This window comes from Bradyrhizobium sp. GCM10028915 (assembly GCF_042666195.1).
In the GTDB taxonomy this organism is placed as follows: Bacteria; Pseudomonadota; Alphaproteobacteria; order Rhizobiales; family Xanthobacteraceae; genus Bradyrhizobium; species Bradyrhizobium canariense_D.
The window spans coordinates 198,397-220,849 of record NZ_JBHTFN010000012.1 but is presented as its reverse complement, the minus strand read 5'-3'; the positions used below and the strand labels follow the sequence as shown (position 1 = coordinate 220,849).

Genomic DNA, 22,453 nt, shown 5'->3' with positions numbered 1-22,453 from the left:
TCGATTGTTGCGGCCAGCTATAGCACGCGATAGGGCTTTTTTGGGCCGTTTGCCCTTGCTCCCGGCTGCCTTTTCGGTGAGATTGCGGCCCTCCAAGCCTAGGACCCCTGAGCTCATGAACGCGACCTCCTCGTCTTCCCGTCGGATCGTCTGGCCGAGCGTCATCACCGTCGTCAGCGCCGCCATCCTGATCGGCGCCGAGGTGTTCGGCGCGGCGTTTGCCGGCGGCTGGGCGCTCGCGATCCTGTTCGGGCTGGGCGAGCAAGGCACGCACATCCTTCAGGCCACGCTGTTTGCGCTCGGCGTGCTCGTGATGACGGCCTTCATCCGCGCCGCTCAACGCGTCGAGCCGTTCACGAAGCGCGGCTGAAGCGCGGACGCTCGCGAGTGACGCGCGCCGCGCAGAAAACTTAACGCGCGTTCATCTTTCGCGTCGCGCGCGCAACACTGCGCAAGCAGATGTTAGGCAGTTCTGTTCGCAGCCTAAAAAATCTCTTGCGAAGCAGAGTCAAAACACTTATGTGCGGATTGCCCAATTTCGCACGTGCCTGTGGTCGTGTGTCAGTCGGTAGGTATCCGGACAAGAGGCCGGACAGCCGCCAAGGGGTGAAGAAGCCGAGGGGCTCTTCGGAAGTGTGGAAGTCGGAAGGCTCATCGCCGGAAGACGAAAGCAAACCCGGAGCGTCCAGCATCTCTCTCAAAGAGATGCCTTGTCGAAGGTGACTTTGCTCTTTGCAACCGTGACTGGCAGCCGGAGGCGAACCGGCGCACCCCGCTCTCAACGGGGGACGCGACTTAAAGCAACGACGGATCGGGCTTTTTTGGTCTCTACCGGCAGTCCAACGCCGGCGCGGGCTACTGAAAAGGCTTGTCCTTCATTGCCAGGTGTGCGGGCGGGAACATTCCCAACCAATCCACGGCAGCACAGTCTGATGTGAGTCTTTGGCTCGTCGCGCCTCCATCGCGCGATCTGGCCGGAGCGCTCTTATCCGACGTCATTTTTTGAACGGATCCCCGTCGCTGGGCCGTTTGGGAGAGTGCTATGACCGACCGTATCCAGGAATTCCTGCGCAACCGCCGCAGCGAGGGCCTCGACACCGAGCCGTGCCTCGTCGTCGACCTCGAAGTCGTGCGCGACAATTACCAGACCTTTGCCAAGGCGCTGCCCGACAGCCGCGTGTTCTATGCCGTCAAGGCGAACCCGGCGCCGGAAGTGCTGGCTTTGCTCGCCTCCATGGGCTCCTGCTTCGACACCGCGACGGTCGCCGAGATCGAGATGGCGCTGGCCGCCGGTGCGACGCCCGACCGCATCTCCTTCGGCAACACGATCAAGAAGGAGCGCGACATCGCGCGCGCCTTCGCGCTCGGCATTCGGCTGTTCGCGGTCGATTGCGCCGCCGAAGTCGAGAAGGTCGCCCGTGCCGCGCCCGGCGCAAAGGTGTTCTGCCGCATCCTCTATGACTGCGCCGGCGCCGAATGGCCGCTGTCGCGCAAGTTCGGCTGCGACCCGGAGATGGCCGTCGACGTGCTCGACGTTGCCAAGCGTCTGGGCCTGGAGCCGTGCGGCATCTCCTTCCATGTCGGCTCGCAGCAGCGCAAGGTGAAGGCGTGGGACCGTGCGCTGGCAATGGCCTCGCAGGTGTTCCGCGACTGCGCCGAGCGCGGCATCAACCTGACCATGGTCAACATGGGCGGCGGTTTCCCGACCAAGTACCTGAAGGACGTACCGCCGGTGGTGACCTACGGGCGCTCGATCTTCCGCGCGCTGCGCAAGCACTTCGGCAACCAGATTCCGGAGACCATCATCGAGCCGGGCCGCGGCATGGTGGGCAACGCCGGCATCATCGAGTCCGAAGTCGTGCTCATCTCGAAGAAGAGCGACGAGGACGAGGTGCGCTGGGTTTATCTGGACATCGGCAAGTTCGGCGGTCTCGCCGAGACCATGGACGAGTCGATCCGTTACGCCATCCGCACCCCGCGTGACGGCGCGGACATGACGCCGTGCGTGCTCGCGGGCCCGACCTGTGACAGCGCCGACGTGCTGTACGAGAAGAACCCGTATCCGCTTCCGGTGACGCTCGAGATCGGCGACAAGCTGCTGATCGAAGGCACCGGGGCCTATACGTCGACGTACTCGGCGGTGGCTTTCAACGGCATCCCGCCGCTGAAGACCTACCACATCTGATCCGCCTCGCGTCTGAGGCCAGACGAACCCGGGAGCCGGCTTGCCGGCTCCCTCCCTGACATTTCGATTTCTGACGACGCCTTGAACCGGCGTGCTTTGCGCACGTCAGTTTCAAGCGGGGACTGACGCGCCATGACTGCTCTTCGGAAGACACAAATTGACCCCACTTCGAAAGCCGCTCCGTTCGCGATCCGTGCGGAGCGTGCTGTCGACGTTGCGATGCGTGAAGCGCTGCTCGATGCGTCCTTTGGCGAGAACCGCCATGGCCGTACCTGTCAGCGCCTGCGTGACGGACGCGCACCCGCTGCCGGCCTTGCGCTGGCCGCGATGCGCGAGGGGAAGCTCGTGGGAACCGTGCGGCTGTGGCACGTCAGCGCCGGAGGCAGGCCCGCTCTGGTCCTCGGACCGCTGGCAGTGGACCCTGCCTGCCGCGAGCTCGGGATCGGCGCCGCGCTGATGCAACAAGCGCTGGCTGCCGCCCGGGCGCGCGGGCATGCCGCCGTGATCCTGCTCGGCGATGCCCCCTATTACGCCCGCTTCGGCTTCTCGGCCGCCAACACCGGCGAGCTGTCGCTGCCCGGTCCGTTCGAGCGCGACCGCCTGCTGGCGATCGAATTCACAACAGGCGCGCTGGACGGCGCCGCCGGGATGATCGTCCCGACTGGTGCGGCCCTGCCCAAACGAAGGGTAGTTCGCGCCCTCCAGGCGCGCGCGGCTTAAGGATCGCCATGATGGCGACGACCTAGCCGCGTTAAGCGGCAACGCCCGGCTGTGCCTGCGTTAAGCTCCATTCCTTTGGGGTTGCGCAGGCCGGCAAATTGCGTAAACCCCACGAAATTCCTCTTCAGTCGAGGCCTACGACCATGTCCCGCCGCCTGATTTCCACCGGCTCCCCGTTCGAGAAGACCGCCGGCTACAGCCGCGCCGTGATCGACGGCGAGTTCGCCTTCGTCGCGGGAACCACCGGTTACGACTACACCACCATGACGATGCCGGCCGATGTCACGAGCCAGTCACGCAACTGCTTCAAGACCATCGAAGCTGCCCTGAAGGAGGGTGGCTTCGAGATGGCCGACATCGTCCGCGTGACCTACTACCTCACCAACATCAAGGATGCGGACGCGCATTTCGCGGTCTGCGGCGAAGTCCTCGGCGAGATCCGCCCGGCCGCCACGCTTCTCGTCGTCTCGGCGCTCTACAAGCCCGAGATGAAGGTCGAAATCGAAGCCACCGCCAAGCGCCGCAGCGCTTGAGCCATCCCTCACCATTTGTTCGCCAGCACGTTCCGGAGAAACCATCCCATGAGCCCCGCCTCGCAGATCTACGCGAAGATCACTGGTCCCATCGTCATGGTCGGCTTCGGCTCCATCGGCAAAGGCACGTTGCCGCTGATCGAGCGGCATCTCGATTACGACAAGTCGCGCGTTACCGTGATCGACCCAAAGGACGAGGGTCGCAAGGCTCATTGCGAGAAGCACAATGTGCGCTTCATCCAGAAGGGCGTGACCAAGGACAATTATCGGGAGTTGCTGACCCCGCTGCTCACTGAGGGCGGCGGCCAGGGCTTTTGCGTCAATCTCTCGGTCGACACCGGCTCCACCGACATCATGGAGCTCTGCAACGAGCTCGGCGCTCTCTATATCGACACCGTCAACGAGCCCTGGCTCGGCTTCTATTTCGACTCCTCGAAAGGCCCGGAAGCGCGCTCCAACTACGCCCTTCGCGAAGCGACGCTGGCCGCCAAGAAGGCGCGCCCTGCGGGGTCGACGACGGCCGTCTCCTGCTGTGGTGCCAATCCCGGCATGGTCTCGTTTTTCGTCAAGCAGGCGCTGCTCAACGTCGCCGCCGATCTGAAGCTCAATGCCCCCAAGCCGAAGACAAAAGCCGAATGGGCGGACTTGATGCGACAAGCCGGCATCAAGGGCATCCATATCGCCGAACGCGACACCCAGCGCTCCAAGAAGCCGAAAGAGCCCGATGTCTTCGTCAACACCTGGTCGGTGGAAGGTTTCCTGTCGGAAGGCGTGCAGCCCTCCGAGCTCGGCTGGGGCACCCACGAAAAATGGATGCCCGAGAATGCGCGGACTCACGAAGCCGGCTGCGGCGCTGCCATCTATCTGATGCAGCCCGGCGCCAACACGCGCGTGCGCACCTGGTGCCCGACCCGCGGCGCGCAGTATGGCTTCCTTGTCACCCACAACGAGTCGATCTCGATCGCTGACTATTTCACCGTGCGCGACGCATCGGGCACGGCGGTCTATCGGCCGACCTGCCACTATGCCTATCATCCGGCTGACGATGCCGTGCTGTCGCTGCATGAAATGTTCGGCCGCGCCGCGAAGATGCAGGAAAAGCACCACATCCTCGACGAGAACGAAATCGTCGACGGCATCGACGAACTCGGCGTGCTGCTGTTCGGCCATGACAACAATGCCTACTGGTACGGCTCGCAGCTCTCCATCGAAGAGACCCGCAAGCTCGCGCCCTATCAGAACGCCACCGGCCTGCAAGTGACCTCCGCCGTGCTCGGCGGCATGGTGTGGGCGCTGGAAAACCCGAACGAGGGCATCGTCGAAGCCGACGAGATGGATTTCGATCGTCTGCTGGAAATTCAGCTGCCGTATCTCGGCCCGGTGAAGGGTTTTTATACCGACTGGACGCCGCTGACGGACCGTCCGGGACTGTTCCCGGAGGACATCGACACTAGCGATCCCTGGCAGTTCCGGAATGTTCTGGTGCGGTGAGGCGGCGTCGCGCCACGGCCACTGCTGTCATGCCCCGCGACCCGGCTACGCCAAGGCTTAGCCGAGGTTGAGGTCCAGGCGCGCCGAACTTTAGCGTAAGCGGCAGGCGGGGCATCCAGTACGCCGCAGCATCTCCGTATCCACGCACAGCCTCTGGAATACTGGATCGGCCGCCTTCGCGGACGATGACAGCACCCGCGTAGATGCAGAACCTACTTCCTCTCGATCGGCGGCGCGATCTTCTCGGCTGGGGCTGGCGGCAATGCTGGTTTCGCCGCGCCGGCAGCGCCCTGCGTCTGCGGTTCGGGCCGCGCGGGCTCTGGGGCGGGCGTGGTCGGCCGGTCGCCGCCGGGCTTGGCTTCCGCGGGCTTATTCTGATCGTCGGACGGCGTGCCCTGAAGGGGTTGCGTCGCTTGGGCTGTCTGCATCCGGGTCTCGGCGCGGATTTGCGCCAGCGACATGCCTGACACCACGACGCCTGCCGCGAACAGCGAGCAGGCGACCATCAAGTCGAGCTTCAGTCTGCGCTTGTCATATTGGCCGGGCATGTCGATCACCGCCTTTGTCTGCGGGATCAACGAAATTGCCGCTCTGCGGTTCCCGCCCGTGGCGGCCGGAACTCGACGGCTGCGCGCCACATGGCCCCATCCACGGTCGGAACGATGACAGATTAAAGCTCGAGCAGGCCGCCATCACCATTTTCGTCGGCGAACGCCAACAGCGTCCCCTTCGCGTTCCAGGCGAGCGCGGCGACTGCGGGCGTGGCGTTGCGGCGGACGAGGATCTCGGCGCCGTCCTCCAGACGGACCATCAGCACGGTGCCGTCGCTGTAGCCGGCGGCGAAGATGTCGTTCCTGGGGTGGCAGGCGACGACCGACACGCGCGCCTGCAGCGGCGCGAGCATCGCTGGCTCCTTGCCCATCGGGCCATCCTTGCTAGCGAACGGCCACAGGATCACCGTGTCGGCGCCCGAGGTCGCCAGCGCCTTGCCGCCCGCGCTCCACGACATCGAGCGGACGCGGCTGGGATAGCCGGTCATGCGCATGTGCCTGTTGTCGGCAAGCCGCCAGCCGTGCAGCGCCGATTCGTGCATCGTGGTGACCAGGAATTTGTTGTCCGGGCTGAAGGTGACGCCGAGATGCGAGCCGGCCCAAGGCAGGAATTCGGCCGACCCCGCCATGTTGGGAAACCACAGCGTCGCGCCGTTGTAATGGGCGATCGCGAGACGCTGGCCCTTCGGCGCAAACGCGAGGCCGCCGACGGTCGAGGGCACCTCGAGCGACTTCTCCTCGCTCTTGCCGCTCTTGAAGAAAGCAGTCTTGCCAGCCGACCAGGCGTAGGCACCGTCCGGATGCAGCGCCACCGCATCGATCCAGCGCCGTTTCGGGTCGGTCGCAAGCAGCGTCACTTCGCCTTTGGCCTCGAGCGACACGACTTTTCCATCGTCGCCGCCCATCACGAGGCGCTTGCCGTCGGAGGCGGCCGAGAGAATGCCGCCGCTGTGCACGGCGATCTTGCTGATCTCACCCTGGCTATCCACGAGCGCGACATTCTCCTCGCCGCCGACGAAGGCGGCGCGGTTGCCAAGGAAATGCACGGAGGTCACGACCATGCCGAGCGCGAGCGATTTGACGCGCTCGGTGACGGAGACGATCGAGGCGGAATCGGCGGGTGGCGTAAACTCTTTCATCACGAGACGATGCAGCTCTCAAAACCCTGGCGAATGAGGTCTTGCGGCAATTCGCGACCGATGAAGACGAGGCGGCTCTCGCGCGGCTCGCCGTCCTTCCATTTGCGCTGGTGGTTGCCCTCCAGCATCATGTGGACACCCTGAAAGACGTAGCGGTCATCATCGTCGTGGAAAGCAAGGATGCCCTTGGAGCGCAGGATCTTGCCGCCCTCCACCTGCACCAGGTTCTGAAGCCAGGGCATGAACACGTTCGGATCGAGCGGCTTGTCGGTCTTGAGTGACAGCGACTGCATGTCCTCGTCGTGATAGTGCTTCAGGCCGTGGCCGTGATCATGATTGTGATGATGGTCGTGATGGTGATGATCATGGTCGTGGTCATGATCCTCGGCATTCAGGAAGTCCGGCTCGATGTCGAGGATGCGGTCGAGGTCGAAAGCGCCGCGGTCGAGCACGTCCGCCAAAGCCACCGAGCAGCGCTCGGTGCGATGCAGTTTCGCATAGGGATTGATGGCGCGGATGCGGGCCTCGACCTCGGCAAGTTCTCCCTTGGAAACGAGATCGATCTTGTTCAGCACGATGACGTCGGCAAAGGCGATCTGGTTCTTGGCCTCAGGTGCATCCTTGAGGCGGTCGGATAGCCATTTGGCGTCCGCAACCGTGACCACCGCATCGAGGCGCGCGCTCTTCTGCACGTCCTCGTCGACGAAGAAGGTCTGGGCGACGGGGGCCGGATCGGCAAGACCGGTGGTCTCGACGATGATGGCGTCGAACTTGCCCTTGCGCTTCATCAGGCCTTCCATGATGCGCACGAGATCGCCGCGCACGGTGCAGCAGATGCAGCCGTTGTTCATTTCGAACACTTCCTCATCGGCACCGATGATGAGGTCGTTGTCGATGCCGATCTCGCCGAATTCGTTGACGATGACGGCGTATTTCTTGCCGTGGTTTTCCGACAGGATGCGGTTCAACAGCGTGGTCTTGCCCGCACCGAGATAGCCGGTCAGGACGGTCACGGGAATTTTTGGGGCGGTCGCTTCAGACATAACAACTCCGGACTTCGGGCTTTTCGCGCGACGCGAGGCGGGGTGGCCCCTGCCCTAGTGGTCAAGCGCACTGGTCAGGGCCTTTATATTGTGCCTGACCATATCAATGTAAGTGGGTGCAGGCCCCTTTTCGCCGGTCAAACCGTCCGAAATCAGGGTCCCGCCGACTTTTGAGCCGGTCTCCGCCGCGATCCGCCGGATCAGCCGGTCGTCGCTGATATTTTCCAGGAACACGGCTGGGATTTTTTGGGCCTTGATCTGGCCGATGATGGTGGCGATGTCCCGCGCGCTGGGCTCGGTTTCCGTGGAGACGCCGAGCGGCGCGATGAACTGGACGCCGTATTCGGCGGCGAAATAGCCGAAAGCGTCATGGGTCGAAATCACCTTGCGACGCTCCTGCGGGATCTTGGCCACGGCTGCGCGGACCTCGCGGTCGAGCGTTTCGAGCTTTTCCAAATAGGCCTTGGCCTGGGCGCGGAAGAACTCCGCATCGTCAGGGTCGGCCGCGGCCAGCGCATTGGCGATGTCGGTGACGTAGATTTTAGCGTTGGGGACGGACTGCCAGCCATGCGGATCTGCGGCAGAGCCGAGCTTGAGCGGCGCGATGCCGGCGCTCGCGGTGACCACCTGCGCCTTGCTGCCCGAAGACTGCACGAGCCGTGGCAGCCAGCCCTCGAGACCAAGCCCGTTGACGATGACCAGCTTTGCGTCCGCGATCCGCTTCGCATCGCTTGGCGCGGGCGCGTAGACATGGACGTCGCTGTCGGCCCTGACCAACGTCGTCAGATTGATCCGTTCGCCGCCGACATTACGGACGAAGTCGGCCAGGATCGAGAAGCTCGCGACGACCTTCAGTTGCTCAGCGGCGTGCAGCGGCGAGGCGATCAGCATAAGCACACAAAGCAGGATGCGCCGCATCGCTATCACGCTTCCAAATGCCGGCCGGGAAACAGCTGCCTAACGACGCCGCCGACCCGGCCGAACAGGACGGAGACGGTGTAGAGCGCGCTCGCCACCAGAATGATCGCAGGGCCCGACGGCACACGGGTCTGGAACGACAGCACGAGACCTGCATAGCCGGACACGGCGGCAGCGACGACCGCGATGCAGATCATGACGGTGAGATCGCGCGACCAGAACCGCGCGATGCCGGCCGGCAGGATCATCAGGCCGACCGCGAGCAGCGTGCCGAGCGCCTGAAAGCCGTTGACGAGGTTGATCACGACCAGCGCGAGGAAAGCGAGATGCGCAGGCCCGCCGGCCCGGCTGACGGTGCGCAAAAACAGCGGATCGACGCTTTCGATCACCAGCGGACGGTAGATCACGGCGAGCACCAGCAGCGTGACCGTGGCGTTGAATGCGACGACCAGCAGCGTCTGGTCGTCCATCGCGAGAATATTGCCGAACAGCACGTGTAGCAGGTCGATATTGGTGCCCTTGATCGAGACGAGGGTGACGCCGAGCGCCAGCGAGGCCAGATAGAAGGTCGCGAGCGAGGCATCCTCCTTCAACCCGGTCGAGCGCGCGACGAGGCCTGCGAGGATTGCGACGGCAAAACCTGCGATCAGGCCTCCGGCCGTCATCGCGAACAGATTGAGGCCGGAGAGCAGGAAACCGACAGCGGCGCCGGGGAGGATTGCATGTGCCATGGCGTCGCCGACCAGGCTCATCCGCCGCAACATCAGGAACACGCCGATCGGCGCACCCGCGAGCGACAGCGCGATAACGGCCGCGAGCGCACGTCGCATGAACTCGAATTCGGTGAACGGGCCGATCAACGCGTCATAGAGCATCGGATATCAAGCCGCCCGTGAGCGGGCATCATCGGCCGAGCAGGTGGCGGCGCTGTCGTCGAAGGCTTCGCACATCCGCATTGCGACCAGCAGGTTTTCCGGCGTCAGCACCTCCGCCGTCGGCCCCCACACCACGGGACCGCGCGCCAGCACCAGCGTCTCGCTGAAATGGGTGCGCACCATCTCCATGTCGTGCAGTGCGGCGAGCACTGTGCGGCCCTCGCCATGCCAGTGCTTCACCAGCGTCAGCAGATCAGCCGTGGTCTTGCTGTCGATGGCGTTGAAGGGCTCGTCCAGCACGATCAGCCGCGCGTCCTGGAGCAGTACGCGCGCGAACAGCACGCGCTGCATCTGGCCGCCCGAGAGCGTGCCGATTGGGCGGTTTTCGAAACCGTTGAGGCCAACGGAAGCGATCGCGCGGAGGATCTTTTCGCGCGCCGCCTTGCCGATGCCGCCGAACAGGCCGGTCCCACGCCACAGCCCGGTGGCGACGAAGTCCAGCACCGAGATCGGGAAGCTGCGATCGATCTCCGCACTCTGCGGCAGATAGGCGATATCGCGGCTGTCGAGCCCGCCGAGATGGATGCTGCCGTCGAGCGGCCTGAGGATGCCGACGATGCCCCGCAGCAGCGTCGACTTGCCGGCGCCGTTCGGGCCGATCACGGCCAGCAGCGCGCCCGGCGCGACCTCCCCATTGAGGTGGTGCACGGCCGGATGGCGGTCATAGCCGAGCGTAACGTTGTGGAAATGCAGCGCCGCCATGGTCACCTCATCGCCAGGAAGACCACGCCCCAAAGCACGGCGCAGACCGCGAGCGCGGCCGCGAGACGGGCGGCCATCGTCATGCGCAGGATCGACCAGTGCGCCGCCTGAGCCGGATGCGGAGAGGCCGCACCGTGGACATGTGCGTGGGTGTGATCGTGTCCATGCGAATGCCCGTCGTCATGGGAATGGCCATGAGCATGATCGCTATGATGGGCTTGGGACGCGGCGGGAACCATTCCTGGATGTTATATTATAACATTACAGCTGTCCATGCCGGGCTCAGGGTTTGCCGATCAGCATGGCGATGGCGGCGGCGACGAACGGGAACGGCACCGAAACCGCGCAGCGGAACCAGACGAAACGGGCCGGCATGAACGGAATTTCCCACAAAATCACCCGTTGGAAGGCAAATAGCGCCCAAGCGACGACATAGGCGACCACCTGCGGCACCCCACCACCCGATTTCAGGGCCACCGTCCCGATCGAGAACCCGATCACCGGGCCACCGGGCGTCGCGGCCCCGGCGACCACGGCAGTCGCGACCCCGAGCCAGCCGCTGTCCGGGCCGAGCCAGCCGCTGATCACCTCCTGTGGGATGATAGCGGCGATGTAGCCGGAGCCGATCACCCCCAGCGCGATCCGCGGCACGATGTTGATGAAGTCCATCGAGCCTTCGCGCAGCGAGGCCTTGAACACTGGTGGGCCGCGGCGAAAGGCGATCAGACCGACGCCGAACACCGAACCCCACAACAGGATGTCGATCAGGAGCGCGGCGCTCATGTCTCGTCGTCCTTCATGGCCGGCTTCGGATAAAGCCGGACATAGACGAAGCGGCCGAGCGCGCCTGCGAGCACCGGCAACGGCAGCGAGATGACGATGCGCCACAGCGTGAAGTCGGTGCCCATAATCGGGATTTCCCAGGCGACCGCCCGGCCATAGCCGATCAAGGTCCAACTCACGACCATGGCGATGGTGGCACCGAAATCGGCGCCGACCGCCAGCAGCGCACTCGCCACGGGATAGGCGGTGAAGGGACCGCCGGGCAGGATCGCGCCGAAGGCGGTGCCGATCAGAAGGCCTTTCAGGCCCGATTTCGGCCCGAGCGCGCGCGAGACTTTTTCGTGCGGCAGGATCTCGGAGATGAACGCACCGAGCAGGCAGCCGGCCAGCACGCGGGGCAGGATGCCGCCGAACAGCGAGAGATCGTGGGTCAGTATCTCGAGAACACCGTCGGTGCCATCACGCCGCCAGACCAGACCTGCGCTCACCGCCACAAGGGCTGCGATGATGATGGTCGACCAGCCGATCGGCTTGCGCAGGCGACCCGGCCGCGGCTCGGATTCCGCGTCCTCGGCGGATGCCGGGTCTTTCGAGGAAGGATCTGACAACGGGCGCGTTCGGCTCGAGGGCGATGCCCGTCCTGCTTAAGGGCGCCGCAGATGCGATGCAAACAGTACGATGACGGGAGCGATGCGCACCTCGCGCAGGGCCATGCGAGGCGAAGTGCGAATTCCGCACAACAAAAAGGCGGCCGCGCCTCGACCGCCTTTCAATTCCGTCATTCCGGAGCGGCAAAGCCGGCCCCGGAATGCGTGAAGCCCAGGCCTCGTCGAACTCAGGCCTTGTCGAACAGCGACTCGACGTATTCCCAGTTCACGAGGTTCTCGACAAACGCCTTCAGATAGTCGGGACGGCGGTTGCGGTAGTCGATGTAGTAGGAGTGCTCCCAGACGTCGCAGCCGAGGATCGGGGTGGCGCCGTGCACCAGCGGATTCTCGCCGTTCGGGGTCTTGGAAATCTCGAGCTTGCCGTTCTTGACCTGGAGCCAGCACCAGCCGGAGCCGAACTGGCCGACGCCGGCCGCCTGGAAGTCCGTCTTGAACTTCTCGAAGCCGCCGAGGTCCTCGTTGATCTTCTTCTCGATCTTGCCCGGCAGCTTGGTGCCGCCGCCATTGGGCTTCATCCAGCTCCAGAAATGGATGTGGTTGTAGTGCTGGCCGGCATTGTTGAACACCGCGGGGTTCTTGCCGAACGAGCCCTTGACGATCTCCTCAAGGGACTTGCCTTCCCATTCGGTGCCCTTGAGCGCGTTGTTGCCGTTGGTGACATAGGCCTGATGATGCTTGTCGTGGTGGAATTCGAGCGTTTCCTTCGACATGAATTGTCCGAGGGCGTCATAGGCGTAGGGGAGTGGGGGCAGCGTAAAGGTCATGGGTGTTGTCCGCGACTGATGGGGAACGAGACTTAACGGTCACCCCTTATAGAAGGTTCCGCGGCTGTTAAATACCGCGAATTTTCCAAAAGGCATGGTGCGGCGGCTTAGCCGGATTGCATAAAATCGTCGCAAGAATGTAGGGCGTTTGAACCAGGCCATAAAATATCATTGCCTTTGAGGTGCTTATGGCAGAACGACACGCACCGACGGCGCGGAGACGCGAAAGAGAGAGCCATGAGCATCGAGATCGACATTTTGAACGGCGACGCCTCTTGGCGGATCGCGGAGCCGCTGCACCAGGCGGTCTTCGGACCTGATATCGTCGGGAAGCAGCCCTGGGCCCACGTCAAATGGGCCAATGCCGACCTGCGCGTTCTGATCGAGACGCCCGAGGATGGTCTCGTCTGCCATGTCGGCATCTATTTTCGCACCGTCACCTGGAACGGGCAGAAGGTTCACATCGGCGGCATCGGCGGCGTCTGCACGCGGGAGGACCGGCGCGGCCGCGGCTATGCGACCATGGCGATCGATGCCGCGGTGCATACCATGCGCGCCAACGAGGCGGTCCGCTTCGCGCTGCTGTTCTGCGAGCCGCACAATGTCGCGTTCTACGAGGCCCGCAGCTGGCTCCCCTTCAAGGGCGAGGTCTATTGCGAGCAGCCGGAGGGGCGGATCCGCTTCACCCACATGGCGCCCTATGTCTGCAACATCGTCAGCGCGCCGACACTCGGCACTATCGACCTCTGCGGCCTGCCCTGGTGAGCCCTGCGTGAGGCGCGGCTGGTGCCGGCGCTGCGCGCCATATAATATGTCGATCATCATCCAATATTCCGCGCGGTGACACATGACGATCGACGCCTCGATAGACGCCATGCCGCCGCCTGCCCCGGTCGCCTCGCCCATCGCCAGCTTGCTGACGGCCCCGATCCTGCCGACGCTGCTGCGGCTCGCGATCCCCAACATGATCGCGATGGTCGGCAGCACGCTGGTCGCGGTCGCCGAGACCTCCTATATCGGCCGGCTCGGCACCATTCCGCTCGCAGCGATCGCGCTGGTGTTTCCATTCGCCATGCTGACGCAGATGATGAGCGCGGGCGCGATGGGCGGCGGCGTCTCGTCTGCGATCAGCCGCGCGCTCGGCGCAGGCGACCGGAACCGTGCGGCGACGCTGGCGCTGCATGCCGCCATCATCGGCCTCTGCGGCGGGCTTTTCTTCACGGTGACGATGCTCGTCTTCGGCCGCTCGTTCTTCGCGCTGCTGGGCGGGCGCGAGCGTGTGCTCGAGGAAGCCAGCGGCTATTCGCAAATGCTGTTCTCCGGCGCGGTCGCGATCTGGCTCGTCAACACGCTGGCCTCGGTGATCCGCGGCACCGGCGACATGCGTCTGCCCTCGATGGCGCTGATCGGGACGAGCGTGCTCCAGATCGCGCTCGGCGGCACGCTGGGGCTCGGCCTGTTCGGCGTGCCGCAATTCGGCATGCCCGGAGTGGCCGCCGGTCAGTTGATCGCATTCACCTGCGCTGCGATCTTCTTCCTCTGGTATCTCTGGTCCGGCCGCAGCCGGCTGCCGCTGGATTTCGGCGCCTTCCATTTCGATCGCGCGTTGTTCTTCGACATCCTCAAGGTCGGCGCGGTCGCCTGCCTGTCGCCGCTCCAGACCGTGCTCACCATTTTGATCTTCACCAAGATCCTGGCGACCTTCGGCACCGAGATGCTGGCCGGTTACGGCATCGGCTCGCGACTGGAATTCTTGCTGATCCCGATCACCTTCGCCTTCGGCATCGCATCGGTGCCGATGGTCGGCATGGCGATGGGCGCCGGACAGGTGAAGCGCGCGCGGCGCGTGGCCTGGACCGCGGCCGGGGCCTCGGGACTTACCGTCGGCCTGATCGGCCTCATCATCGCGCTCGATCCATCCCTGTGGGTTTCGCTCTTCACCAGGGATCCCGGCGTTGCCGCCGCCGCGCACAGCTACTTCCACTGGGCAGGCCCGACCTTCGTGTTCTTCGGCGTGGGCGTGTCGCTGTATTTCTCCTCGCAAGGCGCGGCGCGGGTCGGCGGTCCCGTGCTCGCCTCCACCGCGCGGCTGCTGATCGTCGCGATCGGCGGCGGCGGCCTCATGATGGCGCAGGCTCCGGCCTGGACCCTGTTCGCGCTGGTCGGCGGCGCCATGGCGGTATTCGGGCTGTCGACCGCGGCCTCGGTCGCCTTCGTGCGCTGGGTCAAATAAGCGCAGGTCATTGCACGCAGGCAAATAAACGCGGGAATGTGATTCCATCCGGATTCGCTGCGGGTCGAAGGCTGCGTCGGCGCGCTCTGCGGCGGCGAAACCTGGACGCGGGCGGGGCGCTAGCGCTTCACGCCGTCATCGCCTTCAGCGCCGTCGCCGCCGAGGCGTAGCCGCCCCGCGCGCCGTCGATAAAATGGACGTGATCGCTGCGCAACGCCGACGGGGTGAAGCAGGTCATCATCGCAGCGTCCTGCTGATAGAGGCCGTAACGCACGATGCCGTCGCGCGCGGCAATCGCGAGGCGATCGCTGAGGGCCCGTTCGAGCTCCGGCGTACAGTCGAGGATCATGCGCAGGCCGTCGTCATATTTTCGGAAGTCGGAGTTCTCCACGACCTGCCGTGTATAAAGCTTCGGCACGAAGCCGCCGACTTTGAGATCGAAGCGCATGATCAGATAGACGAAAAGGGTGTAGGCCAGCACGCTGGCGCGGCGTGCGAGCAACGGACCTCCGCGCTTGGTGCGCGCCTCATATTCCAGCCCTTGCGGCGGCCATGTCAGCGGCGGCCCTTGTGGCGGCACGGGACGACCGGCATCCGGGCTGCGCTCGACGAGATGGATGATGTCCTCGATCACGTTGCGGAATGCCGAGGGATCGGCGCCTTGGGCCGGCATGACCAGCACGGACAGGATCAGGCCGCGCGCAGCCGGAATCACCTCGAAGCGGCAGGACAGGCCGGAGAGATCGGGCTGCGTCCCCGCGGGCGCTTCGGTGATCGCAAACTCGCCGCGCTTCATCGCTGCGTCCGCCCAGGCGAGCCCGCCGCCAGAAAACATCGCATAGGACAAATTGGCCGACGGTCCGAAGCGCGCGACGCGCACGTCTAGGCCATGCGCGCGAATGACGCTCACCGGCACCAGCGCGACGCGCATCCGCAAGTCGAGATCTTCCCGCACCCAGGTCGCGGTCGCAGCCAAAGCCTCGCGGGCCAGTTCGAGATCATTAGGCGCGACCGCAAAACTCGCGCCGTCGCCGCCGAACACGAAGGGAAATTCGCGTCCCTCCAATGCATTCGTCACGGCCGCGATCACGGCGGCACCGGCCATGTTCACCGCCTTGTAGCGCTGCGCCGCGATGGCCTTGGTCGAATCCACGATGTCGGCAACGCCGACGCTCCAGTCGTCGGGCAGCGGCGAATACAAAGCGGGGTCCATCAGACTGGTGAAGCCGCGAAAGACCGGAATGCCGCTATAGAACGCTGATGTCATCGGATGATGCCGGATGGTTGGGACGCACGTCCAAAGGGACATACGTAGAAGAATCGATTCGGTTCGCCAGGCGCGCGCCCTTGCAACCATTGGCCGAAATGGACCCGGACAACAAGATGAGGGCGCACTGCAATGCCACAGAAGGTCATTAAACGGTTGACCGTAAATGGCGTCTAGTCTCGATGATCTGACATGGTTGCGCGGGAACATCGACGTGTCCGACTTCGACAGGAAGGACTCCATCGCTCCGGCAAGCCGGCGCACTGGGCATAATCCGATCAGCGCGGTGAAGACGCCGGAAAGCCTGACCGCGGCCGTGGATAGCTGGGCCGAAACCCATCACCTGTAGCGCTCGGAAGCCATCCGTAAGCTGGTCGAGCTCGGCCTGAAGGTCGCGCCCCCGGCACTCCCGCCAGGGCACCCGCTCGCTTCGGATGCCACCAGGATCGAAGAGCTTGCGGTGCGTGAACTCGAGGGACTGCTCGATCCTGCGCTGTCTGAAGACGAACGCGAGCGCCGGATCCGCCGCCTGACCGAGGGCCCGCCGGAGTTCTCACACGAACGGATTGACCTGCCGAAGCATCGGACCTGAATGTCTAGTGCAGCTTCTCGCCCACGCGCTTGCGTAGCGCGGAGGCGGGAACGTCATGGCAGCCGACAAGACGCACGAATTTCTGCGGATACATTTCGTAACCGTGGTCACCGGAATTTTGGTGAGACATCGGCTCGCAGTGAACGGGCTCGCAGTGAACGTCGCTTTGCTGTGCGCAAGATGGCTTTACCGACGCCTTGCCCGGGCTCGAAGCGGTCATGGACTGCTCCCTATCGATTAGGGCAGATCGATTGACGTAACCCAATCGATTGCGCGGGATCTTACGACCCAATCCGGATGATGTCATTGCGCCGGATCAATGCAATTGTGGCGATGGAGTTCCGCCTACGCCGTGTTGCCCGCGTCGACCGTAAACACGGTACCCGTGACATTGCGACCGCCCTCTCCCAGCAAATACTCCACCATCCGCGCGACGTCGTCGGTCTCCGGCAGGCGGCGCAGCGCGCTACGGCCGGCGATGCGCTTGCGGCTGTCGTCGGACAGATTGTGCGTCAGCTCGGTGTCGATGAAACCGGGCGCGATCGCGTTCACGGTGATGCCGAGCTTGCCGACCTCGCGCGCGAGCGAACGGGTGAAGCCGGTGGCGGCGGCCTTGGTCGCACCGTAAACCGAGAGGCCGTTATAGCCGGTCGTCGCGATAATCGAGGAGATGTTGATGATGCGGCCGGCACCGTCGGCCATCATCTGCCGCGCGACATATTTGGTGAGAATGATCGGCGACAGCACGTTGAGCTGCACCAGCGCCTCGATCTCGGAATTGTGCATGGTCGCGAGCAGGCCTTCGGTGCCGAGGCCGGCATTGTTGACGAGGCCGTAGATCGGTCCGAATTCGTCGCGCACGAGTTTTGCATAGGCAGGGATCGCGTCGATCACGGCGAGGTCGCAGGCGCGGAAATGCAGGCGCCCCTCCGACCCGGCAATCGCCGCCTTGAGCTCGTCGCTCTCGCGCCGCGCCGCCGCGATCACGTTGTAGCCGCCATCAACAAGCCGCTGGCCGATCGCAAGGCCGATACCGCGGCTACCGCCGGTGACGAGAACATTATGCATCGGTGCGCGCCAGTTTGCCGGCCGGGGTGACGTCGAGCGCCTCGACGAAGCGGATCACCGCCGGCACCTTGTGGGAGGCGAGCTGAGCGCGGCACTGATCCAGAATCTGGTCGCGGATCTCTTTCGCGCGCGCCGGATCGGTGCCGTCGGCGAGGATCACGTCGGCGACGACGATGCCGCCGGTGATCGGGCTCTTGCGTGACTTCGCCCGCGACATCCGCACATCGAGATGACGGTTGATCACCGCCTCGATCTCTTCGGGGTGAACCTTCAGCCCACCGATATTGATGATGCCGCCGCGGCGGCCGACGAAATAGTAGCGGTCGCCGCGCAATTCGACGATATCGCCGCTATCGACATACCCGTCTGCATCGGTGAGCGCAGCCGCGTCGCGACCGATATAGGCGTGCGCCGTGCGCGTCGAACGGATACGTAGCGAGCCGTCGACGACCTTCATTTCGACGCCGTTGCGGTTGCCGAGATAGTCCGCCGGAAAGCCTTCCAGCCCGTCATTGACGGCAAAGCCGACGCCGGCCTCGGTTGACGCATAGGCATGGCCGACGGAGGAATTCGGGAACGCCGCTTTCAGGCCGTCCAGCACCGCCTGGTCGGCGATCTCGCCGGAGAGGCGGACATAGCGCGGCGCGAACTGCGCGGCCGAGCCGCTCATCAACAGCTTGCGCCAGTGCGAGGGCGTGCCGGAGATGTGGGAGACGCCCCGCGCGTTCAGCCGCGTGACGTGATCGGCGAGCGCCTCATGCGGATCGGACAGCACCATCGAGCCGCCCGAGAGGACGGCGCGGAGGAATATCTGCAGGCCGCCATAGCGGCGGATGTCGTAGAACGTCGCCCATACCGGCGCGGGTCCGCGCGCCGGGCCTTCGGCGACGATGGCGCCGGTGAGTGCTTCCAGCGTATGGCCGACGATTTTCGGCACGCCCGACGTGCCCGAAGTGAGCATCAGCCATTCCGTGGCGCGCTCGGTCCTGGCCGGCGCTGTGGCTTGAAGCGGCAGTTGTGCGGTGACGACCAGCGGCACGCCAGTCTCGGCCCAGCGATCGGGCTCGTCGGTGACGACGGCATCGATCCCGGCATCCGCCGTCAGCGCGTCGAGATGCGCCGGGTTGAGATCCGGCGGGCACAGCAGCATGCGGCGGGCAATACCGTCGAGCTCGATCATGGCAAGACTCGATCGGAGCTGGTCGGACAATTTCAGCAGCACCGCGCGGCCGGACAGCTCGCCCAGGCGGCCACCCAGGACCGTCTGCGACAGGATATCCGTCAACGACACGACATCGTGCGCGTCCGACAGCGTGCGGCCGGTCAGCTCCGCGCCGAGATGGTCGCGGAGCGCAAAGATCTCACGCGGGGACATTTTCGTAGGCCCGCACGAAATCGCCCACGGTGGCGGGGAACGCTGCGTCCTCGGAAATGGTGAAAGGGTCGACGCCGGTCTCGTCCTCGAGGCGCGCCACCAGGATGGCGAAGGCGAGCGAGTCGAAGCCCGTCTCGTGCAGGGACAGCTCGTCCGAGAGTGCGGGAAGCGCGACGTGCTGCTCTTTGGCGATCTGCTGGATCGCTTCAATGACCTTAGACCGTACCGACATGGCTGGCTCGCTTCTGTTGTCGTTCGTGTTGCGGCGGTTCTTGATGACCGCCTCCCTTGCCCGTTTGTTTACCCGACAGAAGTAAATGGCTTCTTGGACAATTCGGATAAAATTGGACCTATCTGGCGGATTTTCGCGCGGCTAGAGCCGGATCGTACCCTGGTTGATTTGCGCATACGTCTCCGCGTCCAGCGCGACATAGGCGCCGGTCTTCGGGTCCAGCATGAACAGCGGATCGGAGACCGCGCCGGGATCAAATCCCTCGCGCGCGAGCTCGCCCTTCTTCTGCTTGAAGGTCTCGGTCGCATCGAGCTCGCGCGAGATGCGTATGAAGACGGGATGAGCATAGGCGGGCAGGCGCTGTGCGAGATGGGCGGGCAGTGCCTCGACGGCGAAGCCTTCGTTCACCACGATCGCACTCATGCCGGCGCGGCCGTCGGTGCCGGGAATGCCGACGCCGTAGGTGGTGGCGTCGATCACGCCGGTGAAATCGCGCATGGCGTCGTTGACCTCCGAAGTCGCGACGTTCTCGCCCTTCCAGCGAAAGGTGTCGCCGATGCGGTCGACGAAGTGGAAGAAGCCCTTCTCGTCGAGCCGCATCAGGTCGCCGGTGCGGAACCAGGAATCGCCCTTGGCAAAGACATCGCGCAGGATCTTCTTCTCGGTCTCGCTCGCCTCGGTGTAGCCCTCGAAGCGGCCGCCGCCCTCATCCGCCGTGCCGATGCGGCCTATGGCTTCGCCGGCCTCGCCGCGCGCGCAGGGGATACAAAACCCCTCCGCATTGCGCAGCGGGGCGCCGTTATCGGGCTCGAGCTTGACGAGACCGGCAGGGAAACGATGCGCAAGCAACGGCGGAACGCGGCCGATCGCGCCGGGCTGGCCCTCGACGTTGAACAGCGAGAAATTGCCTTCCGTCGCCGCGTAGAATTCGAGGATGCGCGGAATGGCGAAACGCGCCTGAAAATCGTCCCAGATGTCACCGCGTAGGCCGTTGCCGCAGACGAGCCGCAGGCGATGCCGGTTCTCGTATTCCGACGGCGGCGCCTTGAGCAGATAGCGGCAGAGCTCGCCGATATACTGGAACAGCGTACAGTCGTGGCGCACGATGTCGGGCCAGAAATTCGAGGCTGAGAATTTATCCGCGATCACCACCGAGCCCCCGGCAGCGAGCATGCTGCATGGTGCCACGATGCCGCCAACCGAGTGGAACAGCGGCAGGCAATCGTAGAGCCGGTCCTGCGGCGTCGCGCCGGTGAGGCCGGCGAACCAAAAGCTCCAATTGAGGATGCGGCGATGGCTGATGCTTGCGGCTTTCGGCAGGCCGGTGGTCCCGGACGTGTAGATCAGCAGGGCCCGGTCGTCGATGGTGACGTCACCACGCTCGTCCGGCGAAAGCGGCCGGTCATCGAGGGCGTCGAGCGCGACATCGATCGGACGCTCGCTGCGGGCATCGCCGTGGGTCCAGACCTTTGCTTCCGTCTTCAAGTGCGGCAACGGCCCGGCCAGCTCCGCTGCAAGCTCATGCGCAACAATGATGTGAGCGGGCTTTGCGACTCCGACGCAATGCGCGAGCGAGTGCCCGACGAGCTTGGTGTTGATCAGCGCGACCACGCCGCCGACGCGGCTGATGCCGAGCCAGGCCGCGACATAATCGATGCCGTTCGGCATGATCAGCGCGACAGTGCCGCCCTTGGCCACACCGGCCGAGCGCGCCCAGCGCGCATAACGATTGATGCGTTTCGAAAGTCCCTCATAGTCGAGGCTCGCGTCATCGGTGGTCAGCGCAACGCGATTGGGCTGGCGCTGCGCCCAATCGTCGACGACATCGGCGAACAGCCGGCCCGGCAACGTCTCGATCCGTGCGGTGAGCTCGATCGCCTTCAGCCAGATTTTCGAAGCCGAAGGTGCGCGCGCGGCTTTCGGTTGCTCGATGACGCCGGTTGTCATGCCGTTCATTCTTTCGGAACGTGTCTGCGGGTTTCCGGCAGCTTAGCTCGCACGCCCTGCCCAGATGTTAAGAGACAAGGTAAAACCGGGTTAGTGCACGATTAACTCTAGTGATCCTTTACCAAACCGGAGGCGATCGAGGTGCGCCGCCTGGCAGTTCTTGCAATAGCAAAGCCAGTTGTCGGGGCGTGAGGCTAGGCGGCTCCGGGCAAACGGGTTAGTCTTTTTGACCCTGCATTGTCCCGGTTGCGAAAGGGAGACGACCTGTGGCTCTCGGCTCGTCTGAATTTCCCGTCCAGGCCGCGCCGTTCGAGCAGCCGCTGACCAATTTTGCCAATGGCCTGAGGCGCGGACAGGTCAAGGTGGTCGCGATCGGCTCGTCGACCACGGCGGGCGAAGGAGGCATCGCGCCCTATCCGCAACGATTGCTGGCGGACCTTCGGAGCATATTTCCGAAGCCCGGGATCGATGTCATCAACCGGGGCGTCGGCGGCGAAGAGGCTCCCAAGGAGCTTTTGCGGTTCAAGCACGACGTCTTCGACCAGAAGCCGGATCTCGTGATCTGGCAGGTCGGCACCAATGCGGTGTGGCAATCGGCCGATCAGAATCCACCGACCTTTGACGAGACCAGGAGGGCCATCGCTGACGGCGTCGATCAGCTGCTTGTGGACGGAGGGATCGACGTCATCCTAATGGATCTGCAATATGTGCCGGCGGTGCTGACGCCGGCCAAGGCCGACAAGGCGAACGCGATGGTCGCAGCGATCAGCGAGATCGCGCATGCAAAGCGGGTCAACGTCTTTCGCCGCTTCGCGCTGATGAAGGGCTGGCACGACGTTGCAAGAATTTCGTTCGACCGCATGGTCGACCCGGGCGACGACAGCAGGCTGCACGCAAGCGACTGGACCACGGACAAGATGACCTGGCAGTTGACCGACGCGATCGTCACCGCGGCCAACGAGGCGCCCCACGGCAGCTAGCCCTGCATACTCCGTCTGATTGACGGCCGAACGGGCGGTGGGCCCTAGCCGCCTCGCTGATGGCGCAAGCGCTGCGGGGGTGCGTTGAACGGATAATACGGATTGAGATCGCAGCTGGCGGAGCGGCCGGAAGCCGTAGCTCGGCACTGCGGCACTGAGGTGAAGGAGCAATCGTACCACTCCCCGCCACCGCCGTTTGCACCGGAATAGACGTGCATGCAGACGGGATAGCGCGGATCGAAGGTCTGTGCATGCGACGGCGCGGCCGTGAGCAGGGCACCGACGGTCATGATCAGTCCGAACAAGCGATGCATGAAAATTCCCCCT

General features: G+C 64.4%; 25 protein-coding genes and 2 pseudogenes. 10 read left to right on the top strand and 17 right to left on the bottom strand.

Annotated features, from left to right (window positions below):
• Positions 1–115 precede the first annotated feature (115 nt).
• The 5 genes from ACFQX9_RS10160 (at position 116) to ACFQX9_RS10140 (ending at position 4,929) form a co-directional block, all read left to right on the top strand.
• Positions 116–370 (top strand): hypothetical protein, encoded by a 255-nt coding sequence (locus tag ACFQX9_RS10160; protein ID WP_018453322.1) that lies wholly within the window; start codon positions 116–118, stop codon positions 368–370.
• Positions 371–1,042: 672 nt separating this feature from the next.
• A complete protein-coding gene (locus ACFQX9_RS10155; RefSeq protein ID WP_377788150.1) occupies positions 1,043–2,185 on the top strand; it encodes a type III PLP-dependent enzyme in 1,143 nt (380 codons plus the stop codon).
• A 132-nt stretch (positions 2,186–2,317) separates the two neighbouring features.
• The gene (locus ACFQX9_RS10150) at positions 2,318–2,905 is read left to right on the top strand and encodes a GNAT family N-acetyltransferase (protein ID WP_026232510.1); all 588 of its coding nucleotides are present in this window, start codon (positions 2,318–2,320) and stop codon (positions 2,903–2,905) included.
• 143 nt (positions 2,906–3,048) lie between these two features.
• Complete coding sequence (locus ACFQX9_RS10145) at positions 3,049–3,438, top strand: RidA family protein (protein ID WP_085350702.1); 390 nt, start codon at positions 3,049–3,051, stop codon at positions 3,436–3,438.
• Positions 3,439–3,486: 48 nt separating this feature from the next.
• Entirely contained in the window at positions 3,487–4,929 is a 1,443-nt protein-coding gene (locus ACFQX9_RS10140; RefSeq protein WP_007615186.1) for a homospermidine synthase, read from the top strand.
• 212 nt (positions 4,930–5,141) lie between these two features.
• Here the strand turns inward: ACFQX9_RS10140 and ACFQX9_RS10135 are convergent, their stop codons facing one another.
• The 10 genes from ACFQX9_RS10135 to ACFQX9_RS10090 all read right to left on the bottom strand — a co-directional run bounded on the left by ACFQX9_RS10135 (position 5,142) and on the right by ACFQX9_RS10090 (position 12,432).
• A complete protein-coding gene (locus ACFQX9_RS10135; RefSeq protein ID WP_026232509.1) occupies positions 5,142–5,477 on the bottom strand; it encodes a hypothetical protein in 336 nt (111 codons plus the stop codon).
• 122 nt (positions 5,478–5,599) lie between these two features.
• Positions 5,600–6,619 (bottom strand): WD40 repeat domain-containing protein, encoded by a 1,020-nt coding sequence (locus tag ACFQX9_RS10130; RefSeq protein WP_085385463.1) that lies wholly within the window; start codon positions 6,617–6,619, stop codon positions 5,600–5,602.
• Entirely contained in the window at positions 6,619–7,662 is a 1,044-nt protein-coding gene (locus tag ACFQX9_RS10125) for a CobW family GTP-binding protein (RefSeq protein ID WP_377788145.1), read from the bottom strand. The genes ACFQX9_RS10130 and ACFQX9_RS10125 overlap by 1 nt, the downstream gene beginning before the upstream one ends.
• A 54-nt stretch (positions 7,663–7,716) precedes the next feature.
• Complete coding sequence (locus ACFQX9_RS10120; RefSeq protein ID WP_377788142.1) at positions 7,717–8,580, bottom strand: metal ABC transporter solute-binding protein, Zn/Mn family; 864 nt, start codon at positions 8,578–8,580, stop codon at positions 7,717–7,719.
• 5 nt (positions 8,581–8,585) lie between these two features.
• Entirely contained in the window at positions 8,586–9,455 is an 870-nt protein-coding gene (locus tag ACFQX9_RS10115) for a metal ABC transporter permease (RefSeq protein WP_377788140.1), read from the bottom strand.
• A 6-nt stretch (positions 9,456–9,461) separates the two neighbouring features.
• Positions 9,462–10,217, bottom strand: a complete 756-nt coding sequence (locus ACFQX9_RS10110; protein ID WP_018453313.1) for a metal ABC transporter ATP-binding protein — start codon at positions 10,215–10,217, stop codon at positions 9,462–9,464.
• A gap of 2 nt (positions 10,218–10,219) precedes the next feature.
• On the bottom strand, positions 10,220–10,456 hold the full coding sequence (locus tag ACFQX9_RS10105; protein ID WP_231190225.1) for a hypothetical protein: 237 nt from the start codon (positions 10,454–10,456) through the stop codon (positions 10,220–10,222).
• Positions 10,457–10,499: 43 nt separating this feature from the next.
• Positions 10,500–11,000 (bottom strand): hypothetical protein, encoded by a 501-nt coding sequence (locus ACFQX9_RS10100; protein ID WP_018453311.1) that lies wholly within the window; start codon positions 10,998–11,000, stop codon positions 10,500–10,502.
• Entirely contained in the window at positions 10,997–11,608 is a 612-nt protein-coding gene (locus ACFQX9_RS10095) for a permease (RefSeq protein ID WP_377788135.1), read from the bottom strand. The genes ACFQX9_RS10100 and ACFQX9_RS10095 overlap by 4 nt, the downstream gene beginning before the upstream one ends.
• A gap of 227 nt (positions 11,609–11,835) precedes the next feature.
• Positions 11,836–12,432, bottom strand: coding sequence for a superoxide dismutase (locus tag ACFQX9_RS10090; protein ID WP_007597204.1), 597 nt, complete (start codon positions 12,430–12,432; stop codon positions 11,836–11,838).
• 237 nt (positions 12,433–12,669) lie between these two features.
• On the opposite strand from ACFQX9_RS10090, the gene ACFQX9_RS10085 reads away from it, so the two are divergent.
• The 3 genes and pseudogenes from ACFQX9_RS10085 to ACFQX9_RS10075 form a co-directional block, all read left to right on the top strand.
• A complete protein-coding gene (locus tag ACFQX9_RS10085; RefSeq protein WP_085350708.1) occupies positions 12,670–13,197 on the top strand; it encodes a GNAT family N-acetyltransferase in 528 nt (175 codons plus the stop codon).
• A gap of 82 nt (positions 13,198–13,279) precedes the next feature.
• Entirely contained in the window at positions 13,280–14,665 is a 1,386-nt protein-coding gene (locus ACFQX9_RS10080) for an MATE family efflux transporter (RefSeq protein ID WP_085350709.1), read from the top strand.
• A gap of 51 nt (positions 14,666–14,716) precedes the next feature.
• A pseudogene (locus ACFQX9_RS10075) lies at positions 14,717–14,788 on the top strand (DUF2147 domain-containing protein); the annotation flags it as partial.
• Positions 14,789–14,792: 4 nt separating this feature from the next.
• Here ACFQX9_RS10075 and ACFQX9_RS10070 read toward each other — a convergent pair.
• Positions 14,793–15,932: a DUF3095 domain-containing protein gene (locus ACFQX9_RS10070; protein WP_085350710.1), complete on the bottom strand. Its 1,140-nt coding sequence runs from the start codon at positions 15,930–15,932 to the stop codon at positions 14,793–14,795.
• A gap of 166 nt (positions 15,933–16,098) precedes the next feature.
• Here ACFQX9_RS10070 and ACFQX9_RS10065 point away from each other — a divergent pair.
• Positions 16,099–16,524 (top strand): annotated as a pseudogene (locus ACFQX9_RS10065) (hypothetical protein).
• Positions 16,525–16,528: 4 nt separating this feature from the next.
• On the opposite strand, the gene ACFQX9_RS10060 reads toward ACFQX9_RS10065, so the two are convergent.
• From ACFQX9_RS10060 to ACFQX9_RS10040, 5 genes are all read right to left on the bottom strand, one after another.
• Positions 16,529–16,744: a hypothetical protein gene (locus ACFQX9_RS10060; RefSeq protein WP_085350818.1), complete on the bottom strand. Its 216-nt coding sequence runs from the start codon at positions 16,742–16,744 to the stop codon at positions 16,529–16,531.
• Between the two features lie 125 nt (positions 16,745–16,869).
• The gene (locus ACFQX9_RS10055) at positions 16,870–17,592 is read right to left on the bottom strand and encodes an SDR family NAD(P)-dependent oxidoreductase (protein ID WP_085350711.1); all 723 of its coding nucleotides are present in this window, start codon (positions 17,590–17,592) and stop codon (positions 16,870–16,872) included.
• On the bottom strand, positions 17,585–18,967 hold the full coding sequence (locus ACFQX9_RS10050; RefSeq protein WP_166517698.1) for a class I adenylate-forming enzyme family protein: 1,383 nt from the start codon (positions 18,965–18,967) through the stop codon (positions 17,585–17,587). Before ACFQX9_RS10050 ends, ACFQX9_RS10055 begins: the two co-directional genes overlap by 8 nt.
• Positions 18,954–19,199 carry an acyl carrier protein gene (locus ACFQX9_RS10045; protein WP_018453301.1) on the bottom strand — a complete coding sequence of 82 codons (246 nt, stop codon included), beginning with the start codon at positions 19,197–19,199 and terminating at the stop codon, positions 18,954–18,956. The genes ACFQX9_RS10050 and ACFQX9_RS10045 overlap by 14 nt, the downstream gene beginning before the upstream one ends.
• 141 nt (positions 19,200–19,340) lie before the next feature.
• Complete coding sequence (locus ACFQX9_RS10040; RefSeq protein ID WP_085350712.1) at positions 19,341–21,155, bottom strand: long-chain-acyl-CoA synthetase; 1,815 nt, start codon at positions 21,153–21,155, stop codon at positions 19,341–19,343.
• Positions 21,156–21,412: 257 nt separating this feature from the next.
• Here ACFQX9_RS10040 and ACFQX9_RS10035 point away from each other — a divergent pair, with 257 nt between their 5' ends.
• Positions 21,413–22,126 carry an SGNH/GDSL hydrolase family protein gene (locus ACFQX9_RS10035; protein WP_018453299.1) on the top strand — a complete coding sequence of 238 codons (714 nt, stop codon included), beginning with the start codon at positions 21,413–21,415 and terminating at the stop codon, positions 22,124–22,126.
• A gap of 44 nt (positions 22,127–22,170) precedes the next feature.
• Here the strand turns inward: ACFQX9_RS10035 and ACFQX9_RS10030 are convergent, their stop codons facing one another.
• Positions 22,171–22,440 (bottom strand): DUF3551 domain-containing protein, encoded by a 270-nt coding sequence (locus ACFQX9_RS10030; protein WP_007597230.1) that lies wholly within the window; start codon positions 22,438–22,440, stop codon positions 22,171–22,173.
• Positions 22,441–22,453 lie beyond the last annotated feature (13 nt).